This window comes from Kitasatospora sp. NPDC091335 (assembly GCF_044757205.1).
Taxonomy (GTDB): Bacteria; Actinomycetota; Actinomycetes; order Streptomycetales; family Streptomycetaceae; genus Kitasatospora.
Genome location: NZ_JBIVUM010000001.1, coordinates 257,252 through 270,871, shown reverse-complemented (window position 1 = coordinate 270,871; position 13,620 = coordinate 257,252). Strand labels below are relative to the sequence as shown.

The following is a 13,620-nucleotide window of genomic DNA, read 5'->3' as shown; positions in this document are numbered from 1 at the left end:
GGGCGGCGGGTCGGTCACAGGGAGGCGGCCAGCTCCATGGCGCGGATGCCGAGCGCTTCGACCTCGTGGGCGTCGTCGGCGTCGGGGAGGGTCTGGGCGACGGAGGTGACGGCGTGCATCACGCCACCGGCGGAGAGGTCTCCGCCCTGGATGAAGTGGGCGAAGATGTCGGCCCGGCGCTCCTCGGTGAACTTGAGCCGCTGGGCGACGGTGGTGATGGTGGCTTCCGGGTTCTTGACCCGGGTCGCGGCGGTCTCCTGGATGGACCGCAGCTGTCGGACGACGTAGTCGTGATCAAGGAAGGTGCTGACGGCGTCGGCGGTCTGGGAGGTGACCAGATCGAGCGTGCGGGACTGGGTGGTGTTGCTCCACCGGATCACCCCGTCCTGCTGCTTGCCGCCGATGTGCACGGACCGCATGACGTCCTTGGTGATCACCATCCCGTTGTCGCAGACCTGGACGACCAGCCGGGGCACGATGGTGAACGCCCCGCATCCGGTTTCGGAGTTGGAGATCTCGAACCCGGCGAAGACAGTCGGGTTGTCCGCCCCACGCGCGCCGCTGAACGGGCTCCGGTAGTCCTTCAACAGCTCGGGGGCGTAGGCGCTGACCTGCGGGGCGGTGATCTTGACGTACATCTTCCGGTCGGTGAGGTCGCACTTGTCCAGCCGGACCTCGACACCGGCTTCCCGCACACCCTGCAACGCGGCGGTCAGGATGTCCAGATTGTCGATGATCCGGTAGCTGGGGCTGAGGAAGGCGCGGGCGGTGCCGGTGTCCTCGCCCTGGGCCGGGGTCAGCGTGCGGACCATGAACGACTTGTCGGCACGGCTCTCGTGGCTGAGCCACCCGTTCACGTTGGCGTCCCACAGGTCGGGGGCCTCGATCCGGACCTTGCGCAGGTAGCCGACAGGGATGCCGAGCTTTTCCGCCACGCCGGATTCCGCCACGTCGGTGAGCCGGAACTCCCCGGCCTTGCGGGTGACTCCGTCCGGGGTGATGTCGTGGTCCGCCCCGGCGACGATCAGCCGGCCGCCCTGGGCGTGGATGTTCTGTACCGGGGCGATGACGTCGGTCTTGCGGGGGTGTTCGTCCTTGAGAATGCCCACGATCTCGTGGAGGGTCGCGTTGCGGGTGGAGGTCCTGGCCAGGGTGATGGTCATGTCAACTCTATGGGCATGATCGTCAGGTCGCGGCGTTCACCTCGTCCGACATCGCGCGGAAGTGGGACACCGTGGCGGCAGCGGCCCAGCGTCGGGCACGGGCGGAGGCGGCCCCGGCGGACGCCCTCCATGCGGCTGCGGCGGGCAGGCCGGGCCGGACCGGCAGATCGGGGCTGATGACGTAGTGCGCGCCGGGCAGGTAGGCATCCCGCCACGCATCGCCGATCGTGTGAAGTGCCAGCACGAACGACCAGCACAGTTGCCGGTGCGGGGTGTATCCACCCCCAAAGGGGGCGGAGGCCACTCGGGAGCTGGCGGCGACCAGGAAGAGGTCGAGGTCGACAAGCGCGCGGCATGCCCGCCCCCAGTCGGGGACGGCGAGCACGGGGGTGGGTGGCAGCTCCGCCAACTCGGCGGGGGCGACCTCCCGGACCACTGCGGCGGCAGCGTCGAACCGCTCGCCGATGACGGAGAGGACCGAGAGCACTTCCCGCGAGCGGGCCGGGCGCGCCACGTCGGCATCGTGCTGAACGTCGATGATCTTCAAAGGTGAGGTCTCCCTGGAGGATTGGGACGGGGCCCGGCCCGGCGGTCCGCCGGGCCGGGCGGCAGGCTCAGCGGAGGCCGGCTGCCCAGAGCAGGCCCGCGAAGCCACGGGCGACGGTGGAGAGGTCGTCCCGGCCCCGGGTCCATGTCGGCGCCTGATCATTGCGGACCTGGGCGTCGGGGTCCGCCCACATCTGGCCACGGAACAGGGCACACTCCTCACCCGGGGCAGGGATGCGCAGCTCCCACGTGCCGAGCTCCTCGCACATGACCTGGACGGCGTAGGTGCGGGCCTCGCGGACGATCACGACCGTCCGGGGCGCGCGGGGGATGCCCAGTTCGGTGAGCCGGTGGTCAAGGTCCACGGCGGCGGCGAGACGCTCGGCATAGGGGAGTTCGGCGATGGCGTCGGCCGTGAGCCAGCACCAGGCGCAGCCCGACCCGCCACTGTGGCCGCACTCGGCCCGATTCGCCGCATTGATCTCCTGGAGCGGCAATCAAGGTAGGTCGCGTCAACCTCGCCGCCCGACGTGTGCGGATCGCCGAGACGTGGAGTCGAGACAAAAGCGGTCTATATCTCGACACTCCGAAGAACCATGAGCGGCGCTCTGTGCCGGTACCCGCATTCCTCCTCAAGGAACTCGAATTTCTGATGGTCGACCGCAAGCCGGACGACCTCCTTTTCACAGCCCCTGAGGGCGGAAAATTGATCGTCGGCAACTTCACGCGCCGGCGATTCAAAAAGGCCCTCTAGGCCGCCGGCCTGGCAGACCTCGGCATCACGCTTCACAAGCTTCGACACACTGCGGCGTCCCTGGCAATCGCCAGTGGCGCCGACGTCAAGGTGGTCCAGACCATGCTGGGGCACAAGACGGCCACCCTGACGCTGGACACGTACGGTCACCTCTGGCCGGATCGCCTGGACGAGGTATCGGACCGGCTCGACAGCCAGCGGTCGAAGGTGCTCAAGCTGGCAAAGAAGAAGGCCGAGAAGGCGCAGAAGAAGGCGGCCAAGCTCGCCGCCGAAGTCGCTGCCTTGGAGGCAGCTGCCGACGCCGCTGCGGCGTGATGTGTTCTAAATGTGTTTTGGGCCGTGGTGCCGGCTCTTCCGAGCTGGCACCACGGCCCTCTGACCTGCATGTTCGCTGTGGGCGCGGACGGTTTCGAACCGCCGACATCTGCTTTGTAAGAGCAGCGCTCTACCACTGAGCTACGCGCCCCCCGTCGTGGGCCGGTGGGCGCACGACGAGAGCCCAGGGTACCTGGTCCAGGGGGGTGGTGGGGGCCAGGTGCCCGGTGGGGCGGAGGCGGGGCGGGGCCGGTGGGGTGGGAGGGGGTGACGGGCCGGCGGGGGGATCGGGGAGAATGGAGGCCGGATCAGCGGGTCGGAGCAGGGAGCGCGCAGTGACGGTGGCCGGCGGGAGCGGGCGGGGGCGGCGTCGGGCGGGGAGTGCGCCGGCCGACGCGTTGGTGTTGCCGGTGGTGCTGGCCGGTGCGCTGGCGGCGGTCGGGCTGGCGTCGGCCGGGACCGGCGGCTGGTGGGGCCGGCGCGGCGGCGGTGAGGGCGGACGGACGCAGGCCCGGGAGGCCAGGGCGGCGGCCCAGGAGGCGTTCTACGAGCTGGAGGAGACCCAGCGCGAGGTGCAGCTCGCGGTGGAGACCGTCCGCGCGGCCGCGGACGGCCGGACGGCGCAGGGCGCGCTCACCGACCTGGCGGCGATCTCCGGCCGGGTCGATCAGGTCACCGTGAACTACCTCGCCGCCCTCGACGCCCACAACCTGGACAGCGAGACCCTGGACGCGGGCACCGCCGCGCAGGCCAAGCGCCAGCTGGAGGACGTCAAGGGACAGCTCGGCTCGGCCAAGGCGGAGCTGAACGACTTCCTGCGCCGACTGCAGCCGACCCTCCAGCACGCCGAGCAGCAGCTGATGCGGGTCACCCCGGCGGTCGAGCAGGCCAAGCGCGCGCTGCTCGCGGCCAGCAACGCGCTGGACGAGGTGCGCGGCGCCGGCCTGCGGGCGGACGACCTGGCGGCCCGGCTGGCGGAACTTGCGCCCGAGCTCGGCCGGCTGAACGAGGGCCCGGCCCGGCACGGCGTCGCGGACACCCTGCGGCGCGCGGACGACGTGAAGCAGCGCGCCGAGGCGATCGCCGCCGACGCCGGGCAGCTGCCGGAGCGGGCCCGGGAGATCGACCGGCGGGTGGCGAGCCTGCGGACCCGGATCCAGGCGCTGGAGACCAAGGCGGAGACGGTCGCGCCCGCCCTGAGCGAGCTGCGCCGCCGGTTCAGCACCTCCTGCTGGCAGGACCTCCAGCGGGTGCCCGACCAGGTCGCGGAGACCGGCCGCGCCGCCGAGCGCAAGCTCGCCGAGGCCGCCACGGCCCGGGACGAGCAGCGCTGGGCGGACGCCACCGGCGCGATCGGTACGGTCCGCGCGCTGCTGGAGACCGCCGACGGCTCGGTGCTGGCGGTGAACGACCGACTGCGGCAGCTGAACGAGGTGCAGCACGACCCCCACCAGGAGATCGAGCGCGCCCGCTTCGCCATCCGGGACGCCCAGCGGCTGGCGATGGCCGGGCGCAGCGCGCCGGATCCGCGGCACGCAGCGCCGCTGGACGAGGCGGTGGCCCGGCTCGACCGCGCGGTGGCCGCGCTGGAGGAGGCCGGCCGGCACCCCGACTACTGGCACTTCCTGACCGAGCTCGCGGCGGTACGGGACACCGCGGCGCAGGTGATCGGGCTGATCCGCGGGGACCTCGGCGGCCACCGGTAGCGACGGAGCAGACGGTAGTAAGACCGGACGACCGGACGACCGGACAGAACAGGCGGCCCGCGGACACCCCCACTGGGTACCCTGCCGGTATGCCACGCTACGACTTCCGCTGCCGCTCCTGCGGAGCCACCTTCGAGCTCCGCCGCCCGATGGCCCAGGCCAACGACCCCGCCGTCTGCCCGCAGGGGCACGAGGACACCGTGAAGCTGCTGTCCACCGTCGCCGTCACCGGCGCGGCCGGCGCCCAGCAGGCCCCCGCCGCCGGGGGCGGGGGCGGTTGCTGCGGCGGCGGCTGCTGCGGGTAGCCGTCGGGCCCCCGGTCAGACCCCGACCGGCAGGGCCGTCGCCCCCGCCAGGAACCGCCGGACGATCTCCTCCCCCGCCGTCACCCCCACCTCCGCCAGGGCGGTGACGCCGGGGGCCGTCCAGCCGCTGTCCGCGAGTTCGCCGTGCCCGGGGCGCCAGCCCGCGTCCGCCGCGAGCAGCAGGTCCGCGTCGAGCAGGGAGTCCCCGGCGGCCAGCACGGTGTCCGCACCGCTGCGCCGGACGACTTCGGCCAGGGCGGCGCTCTTGGTGAGCGGCGCCGGCACCGTGTACACCTTGCGGCCCTGCTGGGAGACCGCCCAGCCGCGCTCGGCGCACCAGCCGGTCAGGTCCGCCAGCCAGCCCTCGGGCAGCGCGGCGCGCTCGACCACCAGGTAGGCGAACAGCTCGTCGGCGACCCGCCGCTTGTGGGTCCACTCCGGGTCGGCGCACAGCGCGAGCCGCCGGACCACCTCCTCCAGCGGGGCCGAGCCGGCGGCTATCCGCCCGGTGATCTCGGCCCGCCAGTCGCCGTCCGGCACGCCGTCCACCAGCAGCTGTCCGCCGTTGGCGCAGATCGCGTACGCGGGGACCCAGTCCGGCGTCGGGCCCGGCAGGTTGACCCGCCCGTACTGCTCCGGCGTCCTGGTGGTGGCCGGGACGAAGCAGGCCTCCCGGGCGAGTTCGGCGAGCAGCCCGGCGGCCCGCTCGGTCATGAAGGACAGCGGGCGCCCCTGGTACAGCTCGACGCAGAGCAGCCGCGGCGCGAGCCGGTCGGGCACGCCCAGGGCCATGGCCCGCTCGGAGTAGATCAGCGTCCGGTCGAGGTCGCTGGCCACCAGAACACCCATCAGGAATCCCTCCCCGTAGTCTCGGTAACGGCCCGCTCATCGGCGACGGCCCGCCCGTCGGTCACGGCCGACCCGTCGGTCACGGCCCGCCCGTCTCCCCCGGTCGCCCCGCGGCTGTAGCGGGGGTGGATCAGCCCGACGCAGGTGTACGGCAGCCCGTCCACCTCCTCGACCCCGACGCCGCGCTGGGCGGCGAGCAGCCGGACGTGGTCCAGGTCCGCACCCGCGCCGCGCCGCGCGAGGATCCGCCAGGGGACGCGGCGCAGCAGCACCCGGGTGGTCTCGCCGACGCCCGGCTTGACCAGGTTGACGTTGTCGATGCCGTACTCGGCGCTGATCCGCTCCACGGCGGCCCAGCCGGCCCAGTCGGGCACCCGGTCCGGGTCGGCGGAGAGCCGGCCTGCGCCCTGGACGGCGGCGGCGCGGACCTCGCCGAAGCGGGCGGCCACCGCGTCCAGGAAGGCCGCGGAGACGTCGCTCCCGGCCAGTTCGGCGTAGTGCTTGGCGCCGTGGAAGTCGTCCGGACCGATCAGCCCGGCCCGCAGTACGGTGCGCGAAACCAGCCCGGAGACCGTGGAGTTGAGGCAGGCGGACGGGATCAGGAAGTCGTCCCTGGTGCCGTACGTCCGCACGCAGCGGCCCGGGTCGGCGAGCACCGCGAGGTCCGGGTCGAAGCCGGTGCCGGCCAGCGCGTCGGCGAGTTCGCGGGTGATCGCGCCCTTGCCCGTCCAGCCGTCCACGAACACCACGTCCTGCGGGCGGTGGTGGGCCGCCAGATACCGCAGCGCGACCGGGTCGATGCCGCGGCCGCGCACGATCGAGACCGCGTAGTGCGGCACGGACAGGCCGTGCGCGAAGGCCAGCCAGCGGCGGATCAGGATGCCGACGGGCGTCCCGGCCCTGGCCAGCGAGGCGAGCACCAGCCCGGGGCCGCGCTCGCGCAGCAGCGTCTCGGCGACGGTGCCGACGGCGAGCGCGATCCGGCCGGCGGAGCCGCGCAGCGCCTGGTGGAACAGGTCCTGGTAGGCGGGGCTGGGCTGGTACTCCACCGGCAGCGACTCGGCGTAGTGCGCGCCGCCGTTCTGGACGGCCTCCTCGCGCTCCTCGGTGGGGGCTTCGAGCGCGACCCCGGAGAGGTCCTTGAGCAGCCAGGCCACCTCCTCGGCCCGGTACGAGGAGAACGCCGGCCCGTACAGCGGCACGGGCAGCGAGGACCGCGCGGGCAGCACAGGCAGCACGGGCGACACGGGCGGCACGGGCAGGGAAGAAGGCACCGGCGGCGAGGCCGCCACGGCCACCGGCCGGTGCGAGGGCAGCACCGCGAGCACCACCCCGTCGGTCACCCCCCGCAACTGCCCGAGCAGCGCGCGCTCCCCCTCGTGCAGCGCCGGGGTGTCGGCCACGTCGTCCACCACCAGCACCACGGCGTCGAAGCGCCGCGCCGGGTCGCTGCCCGGCGCGACGTTGTACGCGTAGCGCTCGGCCGAGCCGCCGTCCCGCGGGTCGTCGTGGGCCGGGAAGGCGAGCCGGGTGCGGATGGCGTAGCCGGGGTCGTCCACCGCCAGGACGGGCGAGCGGGTGGTGGTGGAGAACCGGACGCGGTCGCCGCCGAGCCGCTCGGCGAGGGCGCCGGCCAGCCGCAGCGGCGCGTACATCAGCTCCTCGAAGCCGAGCACCAGCACCCGTCGCGCCCCGGCGGGCAGGGCCTCGGCCAGCTGCCCGGCCAACCGGGGCAGCGCGGCGTCCAACCGGGCCCGGTCGTGGGCGGTGAAGCCGTGCCGGCCGCCGTCCGGGAGCCCGGCGGGCCAGTCCAGCCCGACCCTGGTCAGCGGCGCGGGGGCGGCCGCCGGGGGCGCTTCGGCCGGCGCAGCCTCGGCGACCAGCCGCTCGGCCCGCGCCACGACGTCCTCGGGCAGTTCGACGGCCCCGCTCGCGGTGGCCACCAGGTCCAGCCGGACGCCGAGTTCGGCGGCGGCCCGGTCGAGCCGGCGCCGGTCGGCGGCGGAGCGCAGGTCGACCAGGGCGACCACCACGTAGTGGCCGCGCGGGTGGCTGGCGTGCAGGTCGCGGATGGTGTTGAGCACCGTCCTGCCGGTCGAGAACTCGTCGTCCACCAGCACCAGGGGGCCGTCCCCGGCGAGGAGTCCGGGGTCGGCGGGGAGCAGCAGGTGCGAGGTGGCGTGCGAGTGCTCCTCCTCGAAGCCGCCGACCGGGGCCAGGCCGGGCACCGGGCGGCGGGTGGAGTGCAGGTAGGGGGCGTCCAGGCCGTCGGCGACGCTGTGGCCGAGGCCGGTGGCGGTCTCCGCGTAGCCGAGCACGACGGCCCGCGCGGCGGCCCGCGCGCCGAGCAGTCCGCGGACCCGGCGGCCGAGTTCGAGCCCGGTGCCGTGGACCACCGAGGGCCGCTGCGGCACGTGCTTGCCGAGCACGTTGGAGACCAGCAGGTGGGCGCGCTTCGGGTTCCCCGCGCGCAGCGCCAGGCCGACGAGTTCGGGGAGGCGCTCGGAGCCGGTCAGCGCGATCCCGGCCCGGTCGGCGACCCAGCGGCCGGTCCACGTCTGCGGTGTTGCTGTCACTGCTGGTCCTGCCTTCGATGGTGCTATGGTGCGTTCGTCATATCCGTCCTACGGGAACCGGAGGGAACGGCCGGGCCTCGACGGCGCGAAGAATCGGTCGTACGGCGGTCGTCCGGGGAGCACGGGGAGTCCGGGGAGTACAGGGAGTCCGGGGAGCCGGCCCCACCGCAGCCCGCCCCACGACACCCGGCCGCACGGCAGCCACCCGCCCACGGGATCAGCCGCACAGGCAGGCCGACAGCAGTTCCGCGAAGCTCACGTCCTCCCTGGCCACCCCGAACACCTCCGCACGCAGCAGCACCCGCTCCGCCCAGGCCCGGTGCGGCCGGGCCTCGTTCATCTTGTTGGTGTACGCCGAGCGCAGCACCCCTCCGCCGTCCTGCTCCTGCCGGAGGATGTCGCGGGCGTCGCAGTACTCCTCGTGCGTGACCACGGAGAGCGCGTGCACGGCGGGCACGTGGCTGGGGTGGATGCAGGTCTTGCCGAGCAGGCCGTTGGCCCGGTCCAGCTCGACCTCCCTGATCAGCCCGTCCAGGTCGTGTTCGATGATCCGCCGGCGGACCTCCTCCCCGGAGGCCCTGGCCGCCCCGGCGGCGGCGCCGACCGCGGCCCCGGCGAACGGGGTGCGGCGCAGCTGCGGCTTGAACATCCGCTCCTGCACCGGGAAGTACTCCCAGACCGGCCCGGTGATGGTGTGCCCGGTGCCGTCCGCCCGGCCGAGCACGTTGACCACGTCCCCGATCACCGCCGCGACCAGCGCGACGTCGTACGCGGTGAGGTCGGGCGAGCGCCGCAGGCCGTACGCGGAGCAGAGGTCGGTGACCCCGAGCCGGACGGCGAGCACCCGCTCCCGGTGCCCGGCGAGCAGCTCGGCGAGACCGAACAGCTGCTCCCGCCTGGTCTCCAGGTGGGCGAGTTCGGGCGATTCCAGGACGGGCATGGCGAACAGCCGCCGCCCGGTCGCGGCCTCGGCGGCGGCCAGCGCGGCCAGGTACGCGCCACCGTTGGCGGGGGTGAACTTCGGCAGCACGAAGCCGCTGAGCAGCTCGACGGCCGGGCCGAGGCGTTCGGCCAGGTCGAGGATCTGGGCGGCGGTGCGGACCCGGATGAAGAGGAGGGGGTGACTCTGTGCACAGTCGGTGAAATCATTGACCAGGTCAGTCAGCTGCTCGACCAGGTTCCGTTCGCCCGCGTCCACCTCGTGGTCGGCGATCGCGTCCTCCAGGCAGAGCACCATCGACACCACGCCCCGACCAGCCTGTTTGCGGATGTCGGCCGCCAGGGCGGGCCTGGTGGCCGGGCTGTAGAGGGTGCCGCCGAGCGCGGTGGCGAGCACCGCCGGTTCACTGCGCGCGGTGAACGGGCGCGGCTGTTCCAGGAAGAGCCGGCCGCGTACGTCCTCGGCGAGGTGGCCGAAATGGCGCATGTGCTCTCCTCCAGGAAGTGGACCGACCGCCGGCCCGTTGCCGACGACACCCTGGTCAACCTGCCGACCGGGCGCCATGGTTCCCCGGACGCGCCTCCGCCGGACGCCCTGCCGCCGAACCCTCCGGGGACCCTTCGACCGCCCATCGTACGGACGGGATCAGGCCGCTCCCGGTTCCCCGGCACTGAACTCCCGGAACATCCCGGTCCACTTGGACGATCATGGGCGCGACGTCGGCGAACTTCGGAAACGACGGCGGCAAACCTCGGAAAGCGCAAGTCTTGGCAAAGTCCGACCCGGCGCGGACCGGTCCGGTCACGTTGTCCGAAGGGGTGGCGAACAGGCAGGATGGTCGGCTATGACGCACGTGATGGCCAAGGGCGCCAACATCGCACTGCCGGCGGCGGCGGTCCGCGCCGTGCTGCGCTGGAGCGCCACGCCCGGTGCGCCGGACGTGGACGCGTCCGCGCTGCTGCTCGGCGCCGGCGGCAAGGTCCGCTCGGACGCCGACTTCGTCTTCTACAACCAGCCCCGTCACCCGTCCGGCCTGGTCCGCCACCTGCCCAAGCAGCAGACCTCCGGCGGCTCCGAGATCATCGACACGGTCGAGGTCGAGCTGGGCAAGCTGCCCGCCGAGGTGGACCGCGTGGTGCTGGCCGGCTCCTCCGAGGGCGGACCGTTCCGGGCGGTGCCGGGGCTGCGTCTGCTGCTCTTCGACGCCACGGCGGGCGAGGGCGCGCCCGCGCTCGCCGAGTTCCGGATCGAGGACGCCGAGACCGTCACCGCGCTGGTCGCGGGCGAGCTGTACCGCCGGGCCGGGGGCTGGAAGTTCCGGGCGATCGGCCAGGGATACACCTCCGGGCTGATCGGGCTCGCCACCGACTTCGGCATCACCGTGGACGACGAGGCGGAGGCCGACCTGGCGGCGGCCTCCGAGTCCGGGTCCGCCGCCTCCCCGTCCGGCGCGCTCGACCCGCGCAGCACCCCGCTGCCGGACCCGCGCTCGACCACCCCCGAGCCGGGCACCTTCACCCTGGCCCCGGCCGTCCCGCAGCCGACGCCCGAGCCGGTCCGGCCCCAGGCGGCCGCCGCCGTGGGTGCTCCGCCCGCCGCGGCGCCCGCACCGGTGACCCCGCCGCCCGCCGCCCCGCCGACCATGCCCCCGCCGCCCACCGTGCCCCCCGGCCACCGGCCCGGCGCCGGCTACGGCTACCCCCAGCAGCAGCCCGGCACGGGGTACGGCTACCCCCAGCAGCAGCCGACCGGCGGCTACGGCTACCCGCAGCCCGGCCCCGGCCAGCAGCCCTACCAGCAGCAGCCGGGCGGTTACGGCTACCCCCAGCCCGACCGGCCCGCCCCGCCGCAGCGCCCCGCCGGCTACGGCTACCCGCAGCAGTCCGGCACCGGCCAGCAGCCGCCCGTCCCGCCGCAGTCGCCGACGGCCCAGCCCCCGGCGCTCGTCGGCGAGGAGTTCGCGCTGCCGCCGCAGGGCCCGCAGTTCCAGCCCCGCTGACGCCCCGGCGGGACCACCCGCCACCCCGACCCGGCCCGACCCAGCCGGGTCCGACGGCACCCCGCCCCCGCCGCGAGGACCGCCGGTCACCAACCGGCGTCAGTCCCCCTTGTACCCGCGCTGCCACTGCATCCCGAACCCGTACAGCCGGTCGATGTCCGCCTGGAACCCGTTGACGTACCGCACCTCGCGGCGCACCCTCAGCTGGTTGTCCCCCGCGTTCTCGATCAGCACCACCGCGCAGGACCGCGCCGCCCTGGCCCGTTCCTCCAGCTTGATCTCGATCCGCGGCCCGGTCTGCGGCACGATCGTGACCACCGCGTGCGACTGCTCGAAGGCCGGCGTGCCGTCGTAGATGTAGACGAAGATCAGCAGCCGCTTGAACTTGTCCTTCTTCTCCAGGTTGACGTACATCGTCTCGCCGGACGGCGCCCCGTACTGGTCGTCGCCGCTGAGCTTGATGTACGGCGCGCTCTGGAGGTCGCCGAAGAGCCCGCCGAGCGGCTGCACCACACCCGTGGAGCCGTCGGAGAGTTCGTACATGCAGGCCAGGTCGAGGTCGACGTTCATCGGCTCGGTGCCCTGCGCCGAGTCCGGCTCCTGCGGCCGCAGGATCCGCGGGCTGAAGAACCGCTTGAAGGAGTCCCCGGGACTCGGCCGGGCGCCACCGGAGCTCATCGTCCAGTGCAGGTTGACGTAGAGGTAGCCGGTGGTGGCGGCCGGCCCGGTGATCGCGTGCTGCGGGGACGATTTGGTGAGCGTGACCTTGTGCTGACCGCCGGGGTTGTCGAAGGTGTAGCTCCGGTCCCCGCGCAGGTACTCCCAGATCGAGACCATGCCGTCCTCTCCCCCTGCTCCCGCCAGGCGGTCTGACGGTCCGCCGACCAATGATCGGGCATCGGCCCGGCCGGGCGATACCCCGTCCGGCCCTTCCGCTACCCAGGTCGGCCGGACCGGCGGGTCGATTGGCCGGAGCCAGCCCCCTCCCGTAACATGCCGCCCTCTCGGACGCGATATCGTCTAGCCGCACAGGTGTCCCGTCCGCCCCTGCGCGGGCGCGGCGGCACGCCGTGCGGCGACGAACGAACCGTCAGGCCATGCCCGCCCGGCCGGTCCTGACCGCCTGTGTCTCGCTGTGTACCTGTCCCCTGCGGAAACCCGAGGCCCGACCCGCAATGAACCTGACCTCCATACAGCTGGTCTGGACCGTCGTCGGCGGCGCAGCCCTGCTGTTCGTCGCCGTCCTGATGGCGACGCTGCGTTTCAAGAGCTCGAAGAAGGACGAGTCCGGCGACTCCTGGGAGCGCAGCGAGGAGCGCCGCCGCCGCAAGGAGATGATCTACGGCATCTCCTCGTACACGCTGCTGTTCTGCTGCGCCGGTGTCGCCGCCGCCCTCTCCTTCCACGGCCTGGTCGGCTTCGGCAAGGAGAACCTGGGCCTGTCCGGCGGCTGGGAGTACCTGGTCCCGTTCGGCCTGGACGGCGCCGCGATGTTCTGCTCGGTGCTCGCCGTCCGCGAGGCCAGCCACGGTGACGCCGCCCTCGGCTCGCGCCTGCTGGTCTGGGTGTTCGCGATCGCCTCGGCCTGGTTCAACTGGGTGCACGCCCCGCGCGGCCTCTCGCACGACGGTGCCCCCGAGTTCTTCTCCGGCATGTCGATCTCGGCGGCGATCCTGTTCGACCGGGCGCTGAAGCAGACCCGCAAGGCCGCGCTGCGCGAGCAGGGCCTGGTGCCGCGTCCGCTGCCGCAGATCCGCATCGTCCGCTGGCTGCGCGCCCCGCGCGAGACCTACGCGGCCTGGTCGCTGATGCTGCTGGAGAACGTCCGCAGCCTGGACGAGGCGGTCGAGGAGGTCCGCGAGGAGCGCCAGTCGAAGCTGGACGCCAAGGCCCGCGCCCGTACCGCCGACCGCCGCGAGCGGGCCGAGCTGAAGGCCATCTCCCGCCAGGGCGGCATGCTCGCCCGGGCCCGCGGTGGCCGCCAGGTGCCCGCCCTCACGGCTGCCGGAGACGGCCCGAGCACTACGGAGCCTGCCCTAGCCGCGGAATCCGACGCCACCACCCCGTCCTCGTCCTACTCGGCCTCGCTCCGGTCCACCGACCCGCTCGAGCCGGCCGCCCTGGACGCCGGCCGCCGCCCCCGCGCCGCGGTCAGCTCCTCCTACTCGTCCTCCACCTACTCGTCCTCCTCGTACTCCTCGGCCTCCGGCACCGGGTCGTCCCGCAGCGGCTCGACCGTCGACCTGACCGCGGACGACGACACCCTGTCGATGCCGAAGCTGGACTCGCTGGAGCGCAAGCTGCGCGCGATCGAGCAGCAGCTCGGCTGACGTCCGCAGGAGCATCCCGGGGCGGCCGGCCCCGCCTCCGCAGCGGGGCGGCCGGCCCCGCCTCCGCAGCGGGGCGGCCGGTCCGCGCTCCGGACGGGCCGCACCGGACCGCGACCCGGCGGACCACGAACGCGCGA

13 protein-coding genes, 1 tRNA gene and 1 pseudogene are annotated in these 13,620 nt (G+C 73.7%); 6 read left to right on the top strand and 9 right to left on the bottom strand.

The features are described 5' to 3' along the window. Positions 1-14 precede the first annotated feature (14 nt). From ACIQOW_RS01235 to ACIQOW_RS01220, 4 genes are all read right to left on the bottom strand, one after another. Positions 15-1,163, bottom strand: a complete 1,149-nt coding sequence (locus ACIQOW_RS01235; RefSeq protein WP_401078301.1) for a DUF932 domain-containing protein — start codon at positions 1,161-1,163, stop codon at positions 15-17. 22 nt (positions 1,164-1,185) lie between these two features. Next, complete coding sequence (locus tag ACIQOW_RS01230) at positions 1,186-1,710, bottom strand: hypothetical protein (RefSeq protein ID WP_401078298.1); 525 nt, start codon at positions 1,708-1,710, stop codon at positions 1,186-1,188. Between the two features lie 67 nt (positions 1,711-1,777). After that, on the bottom strand, positions 1,778-2,206 hold the full coding sequence (locus ACIQOW_RS01225) for a hypothetical protein (RefSeq protein ID WP_401078295.1): 429 nt from the start codon (positions 2,204-2,206) through the stop codon (positions 1,778-1,780). 74 nt (positions 2,207-2,280) lie between these two features. Beyond that, entirely contained in the window at positions 2,281-2,511 is a 231-nt protein-coding gene (locus ACIQOW_RS01220; RefSeq protein ID WP_401078293.1) for a hypothetical protein, read from the bottom strand. Between ACIQOW_RS01220 and ACIQOW_RS01215 the strand changes: the two are divergent. Continuing rightward, positions 2,473-2,556: pseudogene (locus ACIQOW_RS01215) on the top strand (hypothetical protein); the annotation flags it as partial. The gene ACIQOW_RS01220 and the pseudogene ACIQOW_RS01215 sit on opposite strands and share 39 nt — an antisense overlap. Positions 2,557-2,565: 9 nt before the next feature. After that, positions 2,566-2,778, top strand: a complete 213-nt coding sequence (locus ACIQOW_RS01210) for a hypothetical protein (protein WP_401078290.1) — start codon at positions 2,566-2,568, stop codon at positions 2,776-2,778. Between the two features lie 79 nt (positions 2,779-2,857). Here the strand turns inward: ACIQOW_RS01210 and ACIQOW_RS01205 are convergent. Further along, positions 2,858-2,929, bottom strand: a tRNA-Val gene (locus tag ACIQOW_RS01205). 259 nt (positions 2,930-3,188) lie between these two features. Here ACIQOW_RS01205 and ACIQOW_RS01200 point away from each other — a divergent pair. Further along, positions 3,189-4,484 (top strand): hypothetical protein, encoded by a 1,296-nt coding sequence (locus tag ACIQOW_RS01200; RefSeq protein WP_401078287.1) that lies wholly within the window; start codon positions 3,189-3,191, stop codon positions 4,482-4,484. 89 nt (positions 4,485-4,573) lie between these two features. Then, positions 4,574-4,789, top strand: coding sequence for a zinc ribbon domain-containing protein (locus ACIQOW_RS01195; protein ID WP_401078285.1), 216 nt, complete (start codon positions 4,574-4,576; stop codon positions 4,787-4,789). Between the two features lie 15 nt (positions 4,790-4,804). Here the strand turns inward: ACIQOW_RS01195 and ACIQOW_RS01190 are convergent, their stop codons facing one another. From ACIQOW_RS01190 to ACIQOW_RS01180, 3 genes are all read right to left on the bottom strand, one after another. Continuing rightward, complete coding sequence (locus tag ACIQOW_RS01190; protein WP_401078282.1) at positions 4,805-5,638, bottom strand: HAD family hydrolase; 834 nt, start codon at positions 5,636-5,638, stop codon at positions 4,805-4,807. Next, complete coding sequence (locus ACIQOW_RS01185; protein ID WP_401078279.1) at positions 5,638-8,214, bottom strand: phosphoribosyltransferase; 2,577 nt, start codon at positions 8,212-8,214, stop codon at positions 5,638-5,640. Before ACIQOW_RS01185 ends, ACIQOW_RS01190 begins: the two co-directional genes overlap by 1 nt. A 217-nt stretch (positions 8,215-8,431) precedes the next feature. Continuing rightward, on the bottom strand, positions 8,432-9,640 hold the full coding sequence (locus tag ACIQOW_RS01180) for an HpcH/HpaI aldolase/citrate lyase family protein (protein WP_401078276.1): 1,209 nt from the start codon (positions 9,638-9,640) through the stop codon (positions 8,432-8,434). A gap of 358 nt (positions 9,641-9,998) precedes the next feature. Here ACIQOW_RS01180 and ACIQOW_RS01175 point away from each other — a divergent pair, with 358 nt between their 5' ends. Continuing rightward, positions 9,999-11,153 carry a TerD family protein gene (locus tag ACIQOW_RS01175; protein ID WP_401078273.1) on the top strand — a complete coding sequence of 385 codons (1,155 nt, stop codon included), beginning with the start codon at positions 9,999-10,001 and terminating at the stop codon, positions 11,151-11,153. Positions 11,154-11,252: 99 nt separating this feature from the next. Here ACIQOW_RS01175 and ACIQOW_RS01170 read toward each other — a convergent pair whose 3' ends face one another. Further along, the gene (locus tag ACIQOW_RS01170) at positions 11,253-11,990 is read right to left on the bottom strand and encodes a Tellurium resistance (RefSeq protein WP_401078270.1); all 738 of its coding nucleotides are present in this window, start codon (positions 11,988-11,990) and stop codon (positions 11,253-11,255) included. A gap of 338 nt (positions 11,991-12,328) precedes the next feature. Here ACIQOW_RS01170 and ACIQOW_RS01165 point away from each other — a divergent pair, with 338 nt between their 5' ends. After that, positions 12,329-13,483, top strand: a complete 1,155-nt coding sequence (locus tag ACIQOW_RS01165; protein WP_401078267.1) for a DUF2637 domain-containing protein — start codon at positions 12,329-12,331, stop codon at positions 13,481-13,483. Positions 13,484-13,620: the final 137 nt, after the last annotated feature.